The sequence below is a fragment of the Clostridium saccharobutylicum DSM 13864 genome (genome assembly GCF_000473995.1).
Taxonomy (GTDB): Bacteria; Bacillota; Clostridia; order Clostridiales; family Clostridiaceae; genus Clostridium; species Clostridium saccharobutylicum.
Map to the genome: position 1 here is coordinate 3,270,035 of NC_022571.1, position 19,255 is coordinate 3,289,289.

18 protein-coding genes are annotated in these 19,255 nt (G+C 28.9%); all 18 read right to left on the reverse strand.

All coding sequences use genetic code 11. The annotated features are described in order from the left end of the window. Window positions 1-32: 32 nt before the first annotated feature. A complete protein-coding gene (locus CLSA_RS14105) occupies window positions 33-332 on the reverse strand; it encodes a YdbC family protein (RefSeq protein ID WP_022747042.1) in 300 nt (99 codons plus the stop codon). 49 nt (window positions 333-381) lie between these two features. Beyond that, window positions 382-2,211 carry a DUF262 domain-containing protein gene (locus CLSA_RS14110; RefSeq protein WP_022747043.1) on the reverse strand — a complete coding sequence of 610 codons (1,830 nt, stop codon included), beginning with the start codon at window positions 2,209-2,211 and terminating at the stop codon, window positions 382-384. A 149-nt stretch (window positions 2,212-2,360) separates the two neighbouring features. Next, the gene (locus CLSA_RS14115) at window positions 2,361-3,074 is read right to left on the reverse strand and encodes a M48 family metallopeptidase (RefSeq protein WP_022747044.1); all 714 of its coding nucleotides are present in this window, start codon (window positions 3,072-3,074) and stop codon (window positions 2,361-2,363) included. 69 nt (window positions 3,075-3,143) lie between these two features. Then, on the reverse strand, window positions 3,144-3,911 hold the full coding sequence (locus CLSA_RS14120) for a hypothetical protein (protein WP_022747045.1): 768 nt from the start codon (window positions 3,909-3,911) through the stop codon (window positions 3,144-3,146). Between the two features lie 39 nt (window positions 3,912-3,950). Then, window positions 3,951-7,145, reverse strand: a complete 3,195-nt coding sequence (locus CLSA_RS14125; RefSeq protein ID WP_022747046.1) for a type I restriction endonuclease subunit R — start codon at window positions 7,143-7,145, stop codon at window positions 3,951-3,953. A gap of 16 nt (window positions 7,146-7,161) precedes the next feature. After that, a complete protein-coding gene (locus CLSA_RS14130) occupies window positions 7,162-8,568 on the reverse strand; it encodes a KAP family P-loop NTPase fold protein (protein WP_022747047.1) in 1,407 nt (468 codons plus the stop codon). Between the two features lie 18 nt (window positions 8,569-8,586). Further along, window positions 8,587-9,882: a restriction endonuclease subunit S gene (locus tag CLSA_RS22150; protein WP_022747048.1), complete on the reverse strand. Its 1,296-nt coding sequence runs from the start codon at window positions 9,880-9,882 to the stop codon at window positions 8,587-8,589. A gap of 12 nt (window positions 9,883-9,894) precedes the next feature. Beyond that, window positions 9,895-10,161, reverse strand: coding sequence for a hypothetical protein (locus CLSA_RS14140; RefSeq protein WP_022747049.1), 267 nt, complete (start codon window positions 10,159-10,161; stop codon window positions 9,895-9,897). 22 nt (window positions 10,162-10,183) lie between these two features. After that, window positions 10,184-11,701 carry a type I restriction-modification system subunit M gene (locus CLSA_RS14145; RefSeq protein WP_022747050.1) on the reverse strand — a complete coding sequence of 506 codons (1,518 nt, stop codon included), beginning with the start codon at window positions 11,699-11,701 and terminating at the stop codon, window positions 10,184-10,186. Window positions 11,702-11,919: 218 nt separating this feature from the next. Then, complete coding sequence (locus tag CLSA_RS14150) at window positions 11,920-12,609, reverse strand: hypothetical protein (RefSeq protein ID WP_022747051.1); 690 nt, start codon at window positions 12,607-12,609, stop codon at window positions 11,920-11,922. Between the two features lie 275 nt (window positions 12,610-12,884). Continuing rightward, a complete protein-coding gene (locus tag CLSA_RS14155; protein ID WP_022747052.1) occupies window positions 12,885-13,196 on the reverse strand; it encodes a hypothetical protein in 312 nt (103 codons plus the stop codon). A 96-nt stretch (window positions 13,197-13,292) separates the two neighbouring features. Then, entirely contained in the window at window positions 13,293-14,009 is a 717-nt protein-coding gene (locus CLSA_RS14160; RefSeq protein WP_022747053.1) for a hypothetical protein, read from the reverse strand. Window positions 14,010-14,048: 39 nt separating this feature from the next. Next, window positions 14,049-14,405: a hypothetical protein gene (locus CLSA_RS14165; protein ID WP_022747054.1), complete on the reverse strand. Its 357-nt coding sequence runs from the start codon at window positions 14,403-14,405 to the stop codon at window positions 14,049-14,051. Window positions 14,406-14,479: 74 nt separating this feature from the next. Further along, window positions 14,480-15,211 carry a hypothetical protein gene (locus CLSA_RS14170; protein WP_022747055.1) on the reverse strand — a complete coding sequence of 244 codons (732 nt, stop codon included), beginning with the start codon at window positions 15,209-15,211 and terminating at the stop codon, window positions 14,480-14,482. Between the two features lie 93 nt (window positions 15,212-15,304). Then, a complete protein-coding gene (locus tag CLSA_RS14175; protein ID WP_022747056.1) occupies window positions 15,305-15,574 on the reverse strand; it encodes a hypothetical protein in 270 nt (89 codons plus the stop codon). A gap of 169 nt (window positions 15,575-15,743) precedes the next feature. Next, entirely contained in the window at window positions 15,744-16,286 is a 543-nt protein-coding gene (locus CLSA_RS14180; protein ID WP_022747057.1) for a helix-turn-helix domain-containing protein, read from the reverse strand. Window positions 16,287-16,502: 216 nt separating this feature from the next. Further along, the gene (locus CLSA_RS22155) at window positions 16,503-17,288 is read right to left on the reverse strand and encodes a four helix bundle protein (protein ID WP_022747058.1); all 786 of its coding nucleotides are present in this window, start codon (window positions 17,286-17,288) and stop codon (window positions 16,503-16,505) included. A gap of 86 nt (window positions 17,289-17,374) precedes the next feature. Continuing rightward, window positions 17,375-19,162 (reverse strand): ATP-dependent DNA helicase, encoded by a 1,788-nt coding sequence (locus CLSA_RS14190; RefSeq protein WP_022747059.1) that lies wholly within the window; start codon window positions 19,160-19,162, stop codon window positions 17,375-17,377. Window positions 19,163-19,255 lie beyond the last annotated feature (93 nt).

A 19,255-nucleotide genomic window follows, 5' to 3' on the forward strand; every position in this document is an offset into this window, starting at 1 on the left:
AATCTCTACATCTAATACTTATATCCTTAACCCTAATCTATATCCAATTCATCAATATTAATTTGGTCTAAAACCTCTTTTAACTGTTTTAGTTCATCACTACTCAACGTGATACCTTTTCCCATTTTAACGTGAGATTCATCCCAGTCTCTAATATCAATTTTGGGTTTTCTTCCATTCCAACTGATGATATTTACTTCTCGTTTCCAACCTTTAGCTCCTTCGGATAGAACTGCAATATTCTTAATAATGTCAAACTTAATTTCTGCCATAGTAACCTCTACTCCTATTCTAAAACAAGTTTTTATGTTTATTCTTAATTTTGAATACATCTCTATTCTCAATTTAGTTTCTAATGTTTTTCTGATTATATTATAAAAATCATTTAATTATTTCTTGAAATAAATCTGTATTCCATATTTTCTTGCATATTTCCTTATACAAATGTTGTCTTTCAATTAGATTTGCTTTATCAAATTGATTATATGGTTGAAAATTCAGTCCATTACTTTGCATAAACCTTAAAAATAGTGGATTATTACTATAGCAATTATTATTTAATGTTCTTGCTAATAAATTTTCACTATCGTACTTTACTACTTTATTTACATAATCCATAGCTTGAAAACTTCTATTTTTATCTTTTGACAAAATTAAAAGGCCACCAAATCTATTTCTAAAACTCTGGAATTCTTCCTCTGTTGAAAATTCATTTTGATGATTTCCTTGTGTATAATCATTAGCCCATATATGCTCTATATCATAAGGATTTTTTTGTTGACGATTAACATAGTTGTAAAAACTACTGTTTATTCCACTACTTTCTTCCAAGAAATAAGTCATTCTTGATAAAATATGAAGCATATATCTTGCTGTAAATTGGTTTAAATAAAAACTATCAATGCCATCTAAGGTATATTCCATATCTTCAATATATTCTTTAAAGATATTAGCTAATTCATTAATATCCTTTCTTCTTATCTTCTTTGTTAAGTTAAATATTGTATATCTGATAGAAGAATAATCCACCGTCTTAAAATTAAATACACGTACTGAAATGAATTGGTCGATGAAACACGATACAAGTTTTATTTTTTTGTTTATTATATCCAATGTATCTTTTGGACAAATTGAGGCTAATATTATTTGATACTGGAAAGTAAATCCTCTATCTGCATTATAAAATACATAATCATACTCTTTATTAAAGTTATTTGAATACTGTTTTAATCTTATATAAATATTAGAAAATGTATTAAATTCATTAAGTATAAATTCTTCAAAATCCTTGCTTTTACTTAATTTCATTTCAGTTTTATTTTCCATAACCCACTTATGAAAAGTCTGACCTATTATTTCAAAATCTCTATCCTCAGCACCTTTTTTACCTTCTCTTATTGAATCAGCATATTGTGATCTTAGCCAATCTTTTATAAAATCTGCGTCCCCATCTTTTTCAAGCTCTTTTAATATCAATATATTTTTCTTCCAAATATCATTTGCCTTATTTCGTGTATCATTATCACTTATTTCAGAAAGAATATATCCTTTTAGCATTTCAGTTGGTGTGAGCCTAAGCCCTCTATCATTCATAGTTACAAAAACCTTATGTGCGTCTTGCTCAGAATCAGTTCTAATTTCTATTAAAACTACATTGTAGATTAACCAATTTATAAATAGTGGAAGTAATTCTTCTTTAAGCTGATCTGGAAAGAACTTCTCAATATCTTTGTATCTACTATAAAGATTAATTACACTCTCAGAGTTCTCATTATTTATATCATATTCTCCATTCTCAAATAAACCTTGGAGGCATGCCTTTCTTTCATCTACATTAATGCAAAAGGTTTTTTGTCCATATTTTTCAGAATAAATAAGATTATCAACATTGACTTTATCAATATCACCATTTTTTTGTAAATTATTTAAATACATAAGAAGCAATGTTAAAGATGATAACCTTTGCTGACCATCTATTATTGCGTTATCATTTGTAAGAATTATAGGACCTAAAAAATAATCTCCATATTTTTCAACATCTTGAATACTATCGCCTTCCTGATAATACTCAATAAATTCATTAGCTAAATCATCAATTAATTCTTTGATCTGCTTTTCCTGCCAACTATACTCTCTTTGATAATAATGAACTGTATATCTATTATTAAATAACTTATTAACTTCAACAGGGCTTCCTATTATTTTATTCATAACCTATTATCCTCCACATACAAAACATCTTTTCTGTAAGACATCTAATTTTCCCTTAATTTAATAAACTCATATACCTATAATTTGCTTAATTTTCCGTAATACATAAATACTTATAACTAAGTATTTCGTTTATTTTTATCTCTAATTTATAAATCCATTCTAACTCCATAATTTCTTAGCCATTCTTTTCTTGGTTCAAAATCTGGAAGTACAGAAGCTACAAGTTCCCAAAACTCTTTTGAATGGTCTTTATGGTACATATGGCACATTTCATGTACCACTATATAATCTAAAGCATTAGATTTAGCCATAATGCACCGCCAATTAAATAACAATTCATTCTTTGATGTACAGCTTCCCCATCTTTTCTTTTGTTCCTTAATTCTAATATCTGTAGGCTCTTTAATAAAAAACTTTTGATAATACTTAACCCTTGAACCTATTACTTCCTTAGACTTATCTCTATACCACTGTTCAATAGCGTTCCTAATATCTTCATCATTTTTATTACTTGCTTTAACTATGAACTTACCTCGATATAACTTAACTTCTGGCTTCTTAAAACTTGAATCTACTTCTATTTGTAAAGAATAATTTCTCCCCAAATACATAAATGATTCTCCATTAACAAATTCCCTATTAATATGCCTATACTGCATATGTTTAAAAGAATATATCTTTTGTATAATCCAACTCCCTTTATTCTGAACTTTTTTAAGTATTTCCTCTTTTGTTGTCCCAATTGGAGCAGTAACAGTAATACTATTGGGTGGTTCTACAGCAATCTCCATTGTTTTTCTTTTTTTAAAGATTACATTAAATGCTATATTTGTTGTTCCATATGTTAACTCCAATTTCATTATCTAACCTCCGTGTTAGGTTTAAAGAATACGTTATAATTTCTATATTTTCTTGATTTTTATGCTATTTTATTCAATATTACTAATCATTTGCTTTTCTATTTCATCTAAAATTTCGTTAATATATTTAGAAACAACCACATAATCTTCAATGATCCTTTTTAATAAGACTGATGGATGACTCTTAAAATTTAAATCATAATCACTAATAACAGATATATTAGGTGAATTTCTATGTGTCATTTTATTTCTACATTTATTAGTGCATTGATGATTTCCTTTCCATTCTCCTTCTATACTTGTATCATCTTCTTGGTATAAATAGTTGTAAATATTTATAGCCTTATCCTTAAATTTATTGCTAAACGACAATTTGGGATTGAAAATTTTTTTATAATAAACTTCATTCTGTTGAATCAAAACTTCATTTTTCGTTTTTTCATCTATTTTCTTTATCTGATAAAATAAACAATATAACTGAGCTAACATATCCCATAAACTTGAAGTCCTAAATAAAGCATTTTCTATATAATAATATGCTAATTTTTCTTCTTTTGAATTAATATGAACTATACTAAAATTATCTTGTACTGGTTTGGAATAAGTATATTTTATGCCTTTTTCAAATGAAATTTTTAATTTCCAATCCAAATCTATCAATGTATCATATATAGTTTTATACTTCATTAGTTTACTGAATGGAGCTTCATCATCTTTAGGCGATATTACACCAAATAGAAATCTATCTTCCCCAAAGTGCAACTTAAATCGTTCTGAATTATATGACACCTCTGAAATTTTCTTTTTTAAATATTCAACTTCCTTATTTTCACTCATATTTGTTTTCTCCATCTATCAATAGCCATTAAACTATTACTATTGTGCCATAATTACTGCAAAATGTGTCTTTGCTAAATTTAGTAATGGCTGAGTCATACTTTTTCTGCTTTTAAGTGGTATTTGTTTAAAATATTTTTTATTAAGTATCATAAATATTGCTCTTTCTATGTCTGATGTTTTAGTTTGGTTATTAGTCCAATCTACGACATAGTTATCTTCAACCACTCTTCTTACATCTATTGCAATATTTTTAGATAACTCTATAATGTCATTACTAATATAGCTTTCACTTTCTTCCTTAACGCTACCCTCTTGAACTTCTTCATCAAGAATATATTTCTTTACAACCTCAAAGAAAGCATATTCCTTTTCATCTAAACCTAAGCTTTCAGATTGAGATTTTGTACCTTTTTCAACTTCTCTTTCAATAAATTCTTCAAGCTTCTTCTTTCTTTCAATCCAATCACTTATAGTTTCATCAAGTATTTTTTGAAGCTTTTCTAATAAGCTTGTATAAAATACTGGGTTTTCGTCCATCTTTACACTAATAGCATGTTTAACAGCATGTTCCATAGCAGAAGCCTGAGCTTCGTCAGATTTTAAAGTATTAATCTTTGTTTTAAAGTCATCCTCAAATAATGTGATTGGTTCTATCCACTGGATTATTCCAAGTGACTTTAAGTGTTCTTCTATTATTTCTCTTACCTTTTCACCACAATCACTTATATCTAATTCTTCTTGTGGACTATATTTTGCCTTAGCTCCTGCTCTAATATAACCAAGCCACTTTAAATCATTCAAAATATCTGTACCTACATGAGAAGGTAGTAACGCTTCTACCGCACCTGAAAATCTTTTATATCCAATTTCAAATTCTGCTCTTCTATCCTGTGGTTCTAATACTTTTATTAATTCATCAAGATTAGCCTTGTCCTTACCTTTAAATAAGTTTATCACGTCTTCTCTATAGGAAAGCATTTCCTTGTATAAGTCACCCATCGGTTGCATAGGCTGTCCTAAATCTTCTTTATCAAATATAGCCAATGCTTCTTCCAAATAATCTGAAACACCATAATAATCAACCACATATCCACATTGCTTTGCAATTGTATCTTTTTTAACCTTATCTGTATCCACTTTACGGGTAATATCCATTGTACATGTTCTATTTACTCTGGCAATTGCTTGTAACAAATTATGTTCTTTTAGTGGTCTATCAAGATACATAACTTGTTCTATTGGTGCGTCAAAACCAGTTAGAAGCATGTCTTTTACTATAATAAAACATAACTTATCCTTGTCTATTGGTTGCTTAAATCTATTAATTATCGCTTCTTGCTCTGCTTTTGTAGTGAAATGTTCTTTCAAATGAGTTGGATCATTTAAATCACCTGAAAAAATAACCTTACATTCTAACTCTTCACCTATAATCTCTTTCATATTGTCATTTAACGCTTTATAATATTTAACACAAGCTTCTCTGCTTACACAAACAATTTGAGCCTTAAATCCATTTGGCATTATATTATCCCTGTAATGTTTAAGCATATCTATAGCAATATCATTAATTCTGTCGTCAGCTTCAATTATCGTTCTCTTATTTGCATATTTTTGCTTTATTGCTTCCTTTTCTTCATCACTTTTATCCTCAAATGCTTGATTAAATAATTCATCCAAGCTCTCCCCTTTTATATGAAGCTCTGGTCTTCTTCCTTCATATACTATTTTTACAGTAGCTCCATCGTCAACAGCCTCTTTAATTCCATACTTATCAATGTACCCTCCAAAAGTTCTTGAAGTTGACTTGTCTTCTTTATCAATTGGAGTACCTGTAAATCCTATAAAAGTTGCATTAGGAAGAGCAGTTCTCATATTTAAAGCTGTGTCTTTATACTGGCTTCTGTGAGCTTCATCTGAAAGTACAATAACATTAGATTTAGTTGTTAAAACTTCATAAGGCTTAACAAATTTTTTCTTAACTTTTACTCCATTTTCAATGGCTTCTTTTTCTTCTATTTCACTCTCAAATTTTTGGATTGTAGTCATTATAATTTTAGGCTGTGCCTTACCTAAAAGTTCTTTCATTAATGTTATCTTATCCGCTCTTTCAGGCGTAGTAATTTTAGAAAGAGTTCTTAAAAACGTTCCATATATTTGCTTATCTAAATCAATTCTATCAGTTACAACAACTATAGTAGCGTCAGCAAGTTCATTAGTCCTTTTTATCTTCCTTGCAAGCATTACCATAGTAAGAGATTTCCCTGACCCCTGAGTATGCCAAACAACGCCACCTCTTGATAAAGAATCTTTTCCTTCCTGTAATCTCTTAATAGCTTTATTAACAGCCCTAAACTGTTGGTATCTACAGATTTTCTTTATTGTAACTCCATTATCTGCTTCAAATAATAAGAAATTCCTCATTATATCTAAAAGATTATTCTTCTCTAATAAACCTTGAATGAATATATTTTGTCCATTATCTTCTACATCTTTAACCTTATCTCTACTAACTGGATACGGGTCTTTCCACTCCAAGTAATGATTATATTTAGAGCTTATTGTCCCTACATAAGCATGATATTTATTTAGAATTCCTGTAAAAAAATTGGTATAAAAAAGCCTTGGATTTCCTTCAATTACGCTATTATCTCTTTCATTCATATACCTTCTAAGTTGTTCAAAAGCTTCTTTTTTACCTATATTCTCATTTTTAGCTTTTTCTAAAAATGGAGACTTACATTCAAGAACAACTACTGGAATACCATTAACAAAAAGAACTATATCAGGGTAAATGGACTTTCCAAGTTGAGTTTTAACCTCAAATTGCCTCGTTACTAAAAAATCATTGTTATCTACATTATCCCAATCAATAAAATGTACTGTTTGAGGCTTCTTTTGACCATTACCATAAATATCTTGGTCTACAGTATACTTTAAATCGACTATAGACTCATAAAGCTTTTCATTTATTTCTAAAAGGCTTGTACCTAAATTTTCTGGTCTGCTTAAATATCTAATAGCCTTATTGAGATTTCCTTCATCCATCCATGGATTTAGTCTTTTTAATGCTTTTTCAAGCCTTTTAACTAATATAGTCTCATTTAAAGAATCACGTTCTCCCTTTTCAGGTATTAAATCTTTTCCATGAATAAAATCATATTTTAAAATATCTTTTATATATTCAATTGCAGGTAATTCAACAAGAGTTTCTTCATTCCCTAAATTATACATTCAAATCCCCTCCTAATTATTCACCGTTAATTAAAGTAAAGTTATCATATAGTTCTGCCATTGCAAATATTTTTTCTTTAACTCTTATTCCGTCATACCTTACCCATGAATATCCCTTTCCTGAAACTATACTTTCATAATTCTCTAAACATATAACATCTTTATCTCCATACCGTTTATTTACCTCTATTGTTTCTATTTTTTCTTTTATCCTATCAATCTCAATACTATCATTTAATAACCAAATCAAGTATGCTTTAAATACACAGGTTTCACTTTCTTCAAGCCATTCTTGAATATTTTCATTATGTTGTTTCAACTTTAATATAAGTTCATTATAAGTTATTTGCTTATATTTAATTTTATTATATAAATCCCTGTTTCTTTTCTTTATAATACAAAGCATTATCAATGGATACGGATATATATAATTTCTTATATTCGCTTTCAAAATCATATATAGTTCAACAACAATTTTCTCTATATCCCTTAATGATAAATTAAAACCAATTACAACTTGCATTAATACTCGTGAAAAATCATAATACTGATATTCTGCCGAAAATGTATCTCTAAAGTTCCTACTTTCAAATACTTCAATAAAGTTACATTTGCTTAACATATAATTTATATATTGTTCATTGCTACTTCTTTTAAGTCTATATTCTAAATCAATAAATCTGGTTAAATAACCATTAATATCTGTTTGTTCACCATATATCACTCTTATAGAGTTTGATACTGCTTCTTTATCTATTCCCAAAATAAAAACTATATTTTGTACATTAAAAAAATGTTTTATTCTTTCCAGTAAGTTTATAGCATAATTTGGCCTACATCTATCCAATTCATCAACAAATATAATCATAGGCTTTTTATTCTTTTCAAATTCTTTCAATGCTATCTTTTCTAACTCTTTTCTAAATTCAACTACTGATTTTTTATTTTTATTATAATTATCAATTTTATCTGAGACTATTTTGCTTAATTCATCATCTGAAATAAATTCCTCGCTATCGATCCCAGTCTTATTTTTAACTGCTTTTGAAACTATTTTGGGTGATTGTTTTACTAAAGCTAATCCAACGTCCTTAGCTTTTTCCATAAATCCTTTAATTTTATTATCATCATTAATACTCTCTCTTATTTCATCTACAAATGCAATAAAAGGTTCTTCTACATAATCATTCTCCCAAGCGTTAAAAAATATTGTCTTATAACCCTCATTTATTAAATACTGATTCCACATTTTCAAAAATGTCGTTTTCCCAGTTCCCCATTGAGAATTTATTGCTAACACCATTTGATTATCTAAAATTTCAAATAATGCTGTAAGATTTCTCACTTCTTCGTCTCTCTGTAATTTATCATTTTTAAATGGATTTAACATATCAATTTCTAAATTATTATTAAACATCCCCATAAATATACCTTGTTCCTTCTATACTCTAATTTTCCCTGTCAAAAGCTTCTGTATAAGTCCTTTTTTAAGTTCTTGAAGTTTTTCCTTTTTCTCTTTATACTGGTCTATTTGTTCATCTAATGATGATAGCATTAAGTATATTTGATTTTGTTCTTCTAATGGAGGAATTATTATTTTGAATTCTTTTACAATATCAGTTGTTAAATTTATATAAACCCCTCCATCAGTTGCAGACCTTATTAATTTTTCTCTTAGGAATAAAATTTGATAGTATAAGAAATCTTTGTTTAATTTTTCATCTATTTTTTTGAAACCCATAAATCCATCATGAATACATGAATCTACTGCTAAAAATGTTGGCAAAGCAACTGTACCACTTATACTAATAATTAAATCACCTTTATTCATAGGTCTACTTTTTTTTGCTCCTTCTTCTGTTAAAAAATCAGTTCTCGGAGTTACATATTTTCCATCTCTTGTTACATCTGAAATCATAAGTCTTGGCACATTTCCACCATAATATTTAGGGTCTCCCTTTGGTCTTGGAGACGCACCTCTTACTATTTCAGTAACATCACCTAAATTCTCTATTTCCCATTCTTCTGGTATTCTTCCTATCTCCGTATCCTTAAACCTACTATGTCCAATTCCTCTTGTAAGAAGCTTCTGCATAAGCCCCTTTTTAAGTTCCTTCGTTTTTTCTATAAGGTTATCAGTTATTTCTATTTGTTCATCTACAGATGATAGGGTTAAGGCTATCTGTTCTTGTTCTTCAATTGTTGGAACTAATATTTTTATATCCTTTATATTAGACCTTGATATTCCATATACCGTTGCTCCTGTAGCTAATGTCCTAAATTGTTTTCTTACTTCTGTTGTACCAAAACAATATTTTTTATATAAAGTATCAAGTTCCTTACCTTTATCTTTTGCAACAATCGTATGTAATCCTGAAACAAAATCTTCATTCTTCTCGTTAATAATTACTACACTTTTTCCTATACCTTCATAATCCTCAGAAGCGTCTGCAAAAACCACATCTCCTGTATTTAATAATATTCCTTCCTTCAAATCATTAATATCAATTTCAATTTTAGGTAGCCAATTAGAATCTTCTTTTACGCTAAAATAATTCCTATTTTTTTTATGAATATCTCCATAATGCAAATAATATACACCATTTTCTGATTGCTTATCTCTTGAAATAGATATACCACCATAAAAATCAAATATATTGCCTATCTTTTCAACCTTCCAACTATTCGGTATCTCCCCCAACTCCGTCATCTTATATCCTTCTTTAACCTTTTTCACTATTCCGTCACCTCAACTTCGTATAATCTTCATTACCAACCAAACAAGGAAAGTATTGATTAAATAATAAAGTATTTTTCCGCCTAAACTTCCAAACCATATTCCATAAGCTCTACCATAACTAAAAATTTTGCCAACAATCCTAAACGTAATTATTGAGACTGGAATTCCAATTACAGCAGATTTAAATTCATCTATTGCCCAAAATATTGTAAATACTTCAATTGATTCGTTTAATATGGCTTGATATATAATTTTCCCAATTTCTGTACCATCCATATACTCTTATCCCTTAACCCTATTAAATATTGTCAAATCCAAGTTCTTCAAGATAACCATTAAGCTTTTCTTCTGAATCAGCCATCTTTAGCTTTAACTCTCTTATATCTTGCAATACCAAATCAATATCAACTTCTTCCTCCTCTTCTGTAGTGTCAACATACCTGCTTATATTAAGGTTATAATCATTTTCCTCTATAATTTTCAAATCAACTACACTTGCATATTTTTCTATATCTTTATATTCATCAAAAGCCTTTACTATCTTTTCAATGTCTTCATCTCTTAATTTATTCTTATTGCCATCTTTAATAAAATCATTACTGCTGTCTATAAATAAAACCTTATTTCTTCGCTCTTCACTCTTATTCTTATTAATAACAATTATGGACGCAGGAATACCAGTACCGTAAAAAATGTTTTGAGGTAATCCAATTACAGATTCAACTAAATCATCCTTTAAGAATCCTGTTCTTATTGTTTGTTCAGAGCCACCTCTAAATAGAATTCCATGTGGAATAACTGTAGCCATTTTTCCTTTCATATTCAAACTTGCTACCATATGTGACACGAAAGCTAAATCACCATAAGATTTCGGTGGCAATCCATAAGGGAATCTATGAAATTGGTCAGTACTCGCTTCTTCTAATCCCCAATTTTTTAATGAGAACGGAGGATTTGCAAGTACCTTATCATAAGTTTTGAGAACGCCATTTTCTGTATGTTTTGGTTCACGAATGGTATCTCCTTTTTGAATATCAGCTCCTTTAGCTCCATGTAATAGCATATTCATTTTACAAATAGCCCAGGTTGAAAGATTTATTTCTTGACCATAAAGAGAGATATTTTTATGATTTCCTCCATGTTCTTTTATGTATTGAAGGCTTTGAATTAACATACCACCAGAACCCGCAGTTGGGTCATATATACGTTCACCTTCTTGTGGCTTTAGTATACCTACCATTACTTTAACTACTTCTGTAGGAGAGTAAAATTCTCCTCCCTTTTTTCCACCTTGGTCTGCAAACTGCTTAATTAAATATTCATAAGCATTTCCTAAAATATCTTCTGACTCAATATACTCATTAGCTAAATTCATACTATCAAATATCATTAATAATTGACTTAGTTTTTTATCTGGCACTCTTTCCTTATCATTATAATTAACCGTGGTCAGAACTCCTATAAGTTCACTATTCTTAGGTTCATCTTCTATAGCTTTAAAGGCTTTATCAAGCTCAGGTCCTATATTTAAATTCAAATCTTTTAATTTATCCCATCTTGCTTGTTCTGGAATATAGAAAGTTTCATAGATTGATGAATCATCCAGTAGTTCCTCAATTTCTTCTTCCACCATTCCTTGCTCTTCAAATTCCTTTTTTCTAATACTTCTTTCAAAGCTAAATTCATCATTCATTCTTTTAAGGAATAACATTCCAAATATATAATCCATGTATTGAGTTGCAGAAAGTTCCCCTCTTAAAATATCTGCACACTCCCATAGTTTTGTTTCTAATTGCTGTAGTGTCAATTTTTCCATAATCTTTTGTCTCCTCGCAGTATATATTTAATATCAAATAATCAGTTTTCTAACTTATTATATTTTACCACAATCTTGTATTTTATTGTCTACATAGTATAGAATTAAGTGAAATAATAGATTAGTTTTAAATTAAGTTAAAAAGCCCTGTAGTATAATTACAGAGCTTTGCTTTTACCTTAACTTATTAATTGGTTTGCTTTCACCTTTTCACTATCTTATTCCTCACAAATCATCTCATAGATTTCCTTAAATCTATTCAATAATTCTTCTTTCCTGCTTTCTGTATGCTTATCAATAGCCTTATCAATTTCGTCTAATTCATTGTCAATCGAATATATTTCTCTTTGCAAAGCCATATATTCGTTATAATCATTTTCTTCCAAGAAATATACAATCTCGCTCCAACCACCTATAGAATTGCATTTTAATGTTGCATAGTCATCTAATATTCTCTCTATTAACTGCTCAACATCTTCATCGTAGTCTAAATTATTATTAATATTAGGTATGTAAAAAAGCATATCATCTCTCTCAATTTCACATATTTCACCATCAATTTCTTCTATAGAAAAATCTATATAATCTTCGCAATATTGTGCTATCTTAATGATTTCTCCTTCATCTTCACCGTCTTCATATAACCCTAACAAGGTTTCTTTAATTACATTAATTAATTTATCTTCGTTAGATTTATTGATAACAAATACATGAATAAGTTTATTTTCATAATAATCCCCTAAATCATGCCACGAATAGATAATTCCATCTATATTATCAAATATATTATAAAAATATTCTTCATCTGATGGCATGTAATCATGCGGGGAATACCTCACAATAATTGTTTTTCTATCTTCTCTATTTTTATTTTTAACCTCAAAATTTAAATTACAGTTATCAAACATTTTTATCATTCTCCTTATCATTTGTTTTTTATTATTATATTTACATTATCTATTTCAACAATTTCATGTGTTTCAACTTTTAACTCCATATTGAAACTCCCACCACGACTTATCCCTTTTAACCCATATAATGCTAAATATTCTACTTATTCAATAAGAGATACTTTGCAAAAAAATCTCCCTTTTGAATTCTCCTCGTCTTTTATAGTTAATCTGGTCATTTATAAATTCATTAATCTACAAATTACCAAATACCTTAATCAACTACTTTTTCTCTATGCTTCATCTATATCATTTGAGAAATATTCTTCTATTGCTTCGGTTTCACCATTATTTTCTAACCACTCATAAGCTTCTTCCTTGCTAAGTGGTATTATTGTGGAAATCCCCCAAGTTTGATTCCCATTTGATTCTGAATACTTGGTTAATGGTCCCCCAGAGCCATATAAGAAGTAACCACATTTTCTTGTTTTATATAAGCTTTCTTCATAATATCTAAAGTCACCTTGTCCTAATCCATTCCAATATTCAGCAATTAAAATTGCTGTCTCAGTATCATACACTTTCTTTTCAATTACTTTTCTCATATTTCATTTCTCCTTCGTAATTTTATTTTATATTTATATATGTCTAATTATTACTCTATTTCTCGATAGCCTTCTTATCACAATCCATATAATTAATTATTCAATCATTATAGCTACTGTAGATTCAACTGGAAATCCTAATAGCAAACCTGTTAGAGCAAGATCATAATTACTTATTGGATTAGCATAATCCCAATTCACCAAAAAATCACTTAGATAGCAATTACCTTTACTTAATAACCGACTTTCATCTTCTTTTGTTAGTAAATTCCACCCTACTTCTATGCTCATTAATCTGTATGACTCTATTAATGAATTCAAGTCAAAATTATCTTTCAGCTTTCCACTATTTGCAATTGCAACTTCTTTATAATTCTGCAACCAAGTTACATTATTATTTATAGTATATTTACATTGATTTTTCATAGCTTCATTTATGTATATTTCAGGTTTATCTGTGATAATAAACCCAACAGGTTTTAGTTCATCTATAACAGCTTGCAAAAGTTCATCATTTGCTCCTGCAATAGTTCCATCTGGTTTTGGTATTCCTAAGCCCCCACAAAAATGTAAGTTTTCCCAACGTATCATTTTCGATTTAAATGGGATTTCAATTTTGGGGTACTTATACCTACGTACAAGATTCCCATTATTTATTGCTAACATCACTGAGTTTTCTTTATAATCCCTTCGATATAGTCCATTAAGAGTATTACCACTATCATCACAGTATCTTCCATAATATTTTTTCTTAGGGATTATCCACCCATCAACTTGTATCAAGTCTTTATATTTCTTTATATTATTTATCATTTTTAGTCCTCCTCATTTGCTATATTTCTGAATTTATCATTAATATAAGTTAATTACTTTGCTACTCTTCTTCCAATTTCCAAGTTCAGTTAATGCTGTCATCATATTATCTTTAAGATGTTCTTGGTCATCTTCTAATTCAAATTGTTCATCAATAATTTGATATAGCAGGTCTTTATACATTTCCTTTAATTCTTTCAAATTCACTTCAAATACCGCAACATTGTAGGTTAATAAGCTATAAGCCATGCCCTCATACTTGAAATTATCTGCCTTTTTCTTTATAAGAATAATAACTTCAAAATTTATTCCCACATATATAGAACCACGATTTATTGCTCCCAATATTTCCTTATATCCATTACCTAACAAACTCATATTACCTTTTTTCATCATTTGATCAGCCTCCATCATATTTAGTTTATTTATTGTTTGGACTAAATCCTTTTAATCCAAACTACTGAAAGAAATTAGTCAATATTACCAAGATAACTCTTAGCTTTATTTAAATAGAATTCAAATTCCTCTAACCTACTATTAGTCCTATGGACCCACCATTTCATTGCTTCCTGTTTAGTAATAGGGACTATTTCCCTCTTAGAAGTATCATCAGTTTCTTTAGCCCTAAAATATAGATTAGGATTTACCACTCGAATCGAATCTCCCATTACCACTAAGAAAAATCTTTCATCAGTTGTAATATTTAATTCTTCTTTTGCACATCTTTCTTGTCCATATCTTATATAATCCTCACCATAAGCTTTTAGACAATACGATCTATTTAAATCGTATACTTTTCTATTTTTGATGAAGCAGTTTGTTATTTGAGAAACTTCATATTTATCCCAATCCAGTTTATCTGAAAAGAACTCTAATAATGTGCTTGTACATTGTCTATATTCAAGGTAGTCCATGGCTTCTTCTTCGTTCATTACTACAATACATTCATTTAGGAGATTTTCAAATCTAAATCCTATCTCAGAAACATAACTATCTTGCGGTACTCCTATATGCAATACATAATCTCCACTATTTGTCATGTATAATACTTCCCACTCTTCCGATTTTCTGAAACTCATTTTATAAATGGCTTTAGAAAATTCATCATTGAGACAAATGGCTTTCTTATTAACTAATTCTTTCACCATTCCACCTATATTTTCTGTATATATTTTCAAACTCTCAGTAGTTAAATTCTTCATATTATCATAACCCCTTCCTAATTATCTTTTAAAAGGCTAACGTTAAAAGACGCTAACCTTTTAGCATTCATCTGGAACTAATTTAAGTATTTTCTAATGCAATATCATCTCTTCATTAATCATTAAATTGTACACTTCTTCTTTAAGATTTACTGACATCAGTTCGTTGTAATTATAAGATTTTAAGCAATATAACTCCCCACAGCAACTACATTCCAAAAGTATGCCATATTTCTTAGTTACTTCATTAGTTGCAGGTAGATTAAATATTCCTACTTTATTCAACATCTCAGAAAGTTCATTCAATTTTTCAACACCTAATTTATTTTTAATTTCATTCATTTTTACATTATTATTTTTCATTTTTATCTCCTCCTCCGTTTACTATAAGAAATTTTTATTCATTTAATTTCCTGTAGTGTATGATTTAATTATACTTACTTTTTTCACAATGTCAATGCCTATAAAAAATATTTTTAAATATAATTTCCTACAAGAAATGAAAACATAAAAAAATAATGCTGATGTAACTTTATTCAGTTACATCAGCATTATAAATTTTTACTCTACTTTCTCTATACTTTTCCATAATTTCAATTGTATCTTTTATTCTTGCTACTAAAGCACTATCATAAGCCACACCATAGGTAAAGAAATTTTCTATTAATTGGTTTAAAAGTTTCTTTTCATTTAAAGTCAAATTTTTTCTTTCATAAATTTCACCTCCATCTTGAAAAAGCGGAGCTTCAATATCAGATAAACGTATAAATTGTTCAATATCCTTAAATTTGTTATTATTGCTTAAACCTAACTTAAATCCAAAACTTTTCATTACTTCATTTAAATCTAAATTTAATTTTTCAACCAGAAAACATACAATTTTAAAACTCGGATTGTCCATTTTTCCATTCTCGATTCTATTTAAATAACTGGCTGTTATCACAGGATTTTCTGGATCATCCTCTGCTAACTTTTCCTCTAATTCTTTAAATGAAAGTTTTAATTCTTTTCTTTTTCTACTCAATATAGCACCAAAAGTTAGGTCACTATCATTAGTATTAACATCAGTAATCATAAAAATCACTCCTTATCTTATTAGAAATTATACAACATTCATATATTATAATCAATATATAAGAACGCCATTTCTTTAAAGAATTTTTTGTAAATAAAATAGTTCTGATTTCATTGATTTTTCTAATTTTCTGTCGTTATATTATTAATATTAATACAAAAATATTAATATTGATGAACTCCCAACAGCAGAAAAGTAGGCAAATCCCTACTTACTTTATTCCACAGCAACTTTCTTAATATACACTATAATTAACCTTTTTACTTCTTCAAGCATGGAATCGAAAACTCTATGCTCTTCTTCTGAAATATATTTCTTAATACTCATTATATCTAACCATGCCTGTACCTCGACTGCTGAGGCAAGAGCAATTGAATAGAAGTTTGCCACCACTAATTTATACGGTTGTCTTGCGTTTCCCTCTGCCAAATTAGCAATAATACTCTCGGCCGCTCTTTGAGTTTGAGAAAAAACCGAATACTGCTCAAAAAATGGTAATTTTCCCAATACAGCATATAATCTTGTATAGAATACAATCATTTTTTCATACGCCTTTAGAGTTCTGCTGTCTTTTAAGCCATCCACCATTTCCTGTATTTTATTTATATCTAATTTATCTCCAACCGTAACTTTCTTCATTTGTTTGCTCTCCTTTGTTCTTAATTGTTTTCTGTATGTTCTTAATAGCTTTATAATTTCCTCAATTATTTCAGTACAATCTTTTAAATCTTCTGATTGCATTTCATCCAATAACTTTGACAGAGTATACGCTTGTCCTATAGCTACTTTATAATGGAAGTCTCGTCTTTCATATGAAAGAATACTGCCAATTGCTAATGCAATTTCTGTAGCAACTCTTGCTGTATTTTTTAGTAGATTTGCCTTCTCCTTGGTATCACATACTCCAATTATTTCATTTACTTTCTTAATTAAGTTCATAGCCTTTTCATAGGCAAACTTCTTTCTAAAATTCTCAAAATAGACTTTGTCATATGTATTCATTCATTTTCTCCTCTTTTGTTTTATTTCGTCTAAGTTATCCTCCAAAAGCATACTCAATATGCTTCACATCTATCATTACCTTCACTCTAACTACTTATCCTTACTAATCTCTCTGCTAACAGTGAATTCCTTTCCTTGCTTACGCTTCTCACACCTTCATTAAAAGCTTCCTTGTCTCCTACCAATATTACCTGCTTAACTCCACGTGTTACTCCAACATACAATAATTCTCTGCTTAACATCCTTTCATGTGCCTTATCTACAACTATTATCGCCACTTCACATTCACTGCCTTGCATTTTATGTATAGTTGAAGCGTATGAAAGTTCTATTTCTTCAATTTCATTTTTATTAAAACTCACTTCTATTCCAAATAAATCTGCTGTAATAAGCTCGACCCCATTAGTGCTTTTTTCAACCTTCTTAACCCATCCTTGTTGTCCATTAAAGATACCTTTAGAAGACATACTCCTTATTACTATTATTGGGTCTACAACTTCAAATTTATAAATATCTCTTTCAGTAACATAATTAAATCTATCAGCTATTTCCCTATTTAATTCTTCCACTCCATTAATTCCTTTTTTCATTGGAGACATAACTTGGATGTTATAAATGCTTGTACCCTCATTAAGCAATTTATCTATTGCTCCTAATACTTTTTCTTTAATATCTGAACTTTCAGTTTCAATAAATTCAAACTCACTTCTTTTTAGCCTTACGCCTGACTTACTTTCGTCAAGCCCAGTGCCTTTAATTATTTTATGAGCATTATTAGTTATCAAACTCTCTTTTTTTTGACGTACAACATCTCTTAGCTCTACCACTGGAATTACTTCACTTTTTAATAATTCTTTTAATATACAACCTGGCTCAATTGATTGTAACTGAAAAGGGTCTCCTACTATAACAACTCTTACATTTGGATTTTCCTTAACAGCACTACAAATTAACTGGTTCATTAATTCAATTCCAATTAAACCACTTTCATCAACAACAATTACATCTACTTTTTTACTCTCGATTTTATAGTTAACATCTACTCCTATGCCTAAAAATCTATGTATAGTTGTACCCTGTATACCTGTTTTCTTACTTAGTTCATCTACAGATTTTCCAGTATATGCAACAATATGTATTTCAGGTTGGTGGATTGGCAATATAGCTTTAAAGCCCTCTACAATAGTTTTTATAACTGTAGTTTTCCCTGTTCCTGCCAGTCCTGAAACAATACTAATACCGTTGTTTAACGCTGTATTAATAGCGTCTATTTGATCCTTATTTAATTTAATATCCGAATTGTTATAACTGTTAATTAATTCTCCTATTTTATTTTGATTGTTTATTTTCCAATTAGTACATTGGTTCATTTTAACTAAGTAGCTCATTACATTTGCCAGTTCTACCTCTGCTTTATATAATCTACTTAAATATATACATACTTCTCCATTAGAATCATTATCAATAACTATCTCATTTTCAATCCTTAACAATTCTAATGCTTCATTTAATGATTTCTCCTCATTACTGAATACTTCCAAACCTTTAACCCTATCCTCTAATTCACTCTTATAGCAAAACACATGCCCTTCAAATTCAGCCATAGACTCAATCACATAAATTATTAGGGCCGCAACTATATTCCTATTTTTGTAATCTTCATTTTTATTGGTACTACATTTTTCAATTATCTGTTTTACTTCTTCTAAAGGCATTAAATAATGACTTAATATATAAGGTTTATCTGTAATAATATTTGCTATATCTGCACCATAATCCGCAATCAATTTTTCAGCTACTTCTTTGCTAATGTTGAATTCTTTTATAAGGTTCTCTTTAATTCCTAATTCATTATCTTTATTAACTTTCTTCATCTGTTTATAAATTCTCCTTTTTCTTTAGTTACAAATTAATCTTCTCACATCGTCAATAATTTTCATACTGATAAACTGCTCTATACTGTTTAA

Bases quoted from the DNA above. Each gene is read 5' to 3' on its own strand.
- CLSA_RS14150 (WP_022747051.1), bottom strand. From the start codon at position 12,609: ATGTTTGATAACTGTAATTTAAATTTTGAGGTTAAAAATAAAAATAGA.
- CLSA_RS14145 (WP_022747050.1), bottom strand. From the start codon at position 11,701: ATGGAAAAATTGACACTACAGCAATTAGAAACAAAACTATGGGAGTGT.
- CLSA_RS14190 (WP_022747059.1), bottom strand. From the start codon at position 19,162: ATGAAGAAAGTTAATAAAGATAATGAATTAGGAATTAAAGAGAACCTT.
- CLSA_RS14165 (WP_022747054.1), bottom strand. From the start codon at position 14,405: ATGATGAAAAAAGGTAATATGAGTTTGTTAGGTAATGGATATAAGGAA.
- CLSA_RS14125 (WP_022747046.1), bottom strand. From the start codon at position 7,145: ATGTATAATTTAGGGAATGAAGAAACTCTTGTTGAATTACCTGCAATT.
- CLSA_RS14175 (WP_022747056.1), bottom strand. From the start codon at position 15,574: ATGAAAAATAATAATGTAAAAATGAATGAAATTAAAAATAAATTAGGT.
- CLSA_RS14110 (WP_022747043.1), bottom strand. From the start codon at position 2,211: ATGAATAAAATAATAGGAAGCCCTGTTGAAGTTAATAAGTTATTTAAT.
- CLSA_RS14130 (WP_022747047.1), bottom strand. From the start codon at position 8,568: ATGGGGATGTTTAATAATAATTTAGAAATTGATATGTTAAATCCATTT.
- CLSA_RS14170 (WP_022747055.1), bottom strand. From the start codon at position 15,211: ATGAAGAATTTAACTACTGAGAGTTTGAAAATATATACAGAAAATATA.
- CLSA_RS14180 (WP_022747057.1), bottom strand. From the start codon at position 16,286: ATGATTACTGATGTTAATACTAATGATAGTGACCTAACTTTTGGTGCT.
- CLSA_RS14115 (WP_022747044.1), bottom strand. From the start codon at position 3,074: ATGAAATTGGAGTTAACATATGGAACAACAAATATAGCATTTAATGTA.
- CLSA_RS14160 (WP_022747053.1), bottom strand. From the start codon at position 14,009: ATGATAAATAATATAAAGAAATATAAAGACTTGATACAAGTTGATGGG.
- CLSA_RS14140 (WP_022747049.1), bottom strand. From the start codon at position 10,161: ATGGATGGTACAGAAATTGGGAAAATTATATATCAAGCCATATTAAAC.
- CLSA_RS22155 (WP_022747058.1), bottom strand. From the start codon at position 17,288: ATGAATACATATGACAAAGTCTATTTTGAGAATTTTAGAAAGAAGTTT.
- CLSA_RS14105 (WP_022747042.1), bottom strand. From the start codon at position 332: ATGTATTCAAAATTAAGAATAAACATAAAAACTTGTTTTAGAATAGGA.
- CLSA_RS14120 (WP_022747045.1), bottom strand. From the start codon at position 3,911: ATGAGTGAAAATAAGGAAGTTGAATATTTAAAAAAGAAAATTTCAGAG.
- CLSA_RS14155 (WP_022747052.1), bottom strand. From the start codon at position 13,196: ATGAGAAAAGTAATTGAAAAGAAAGTGTATGATACTGAGACAGCAATT.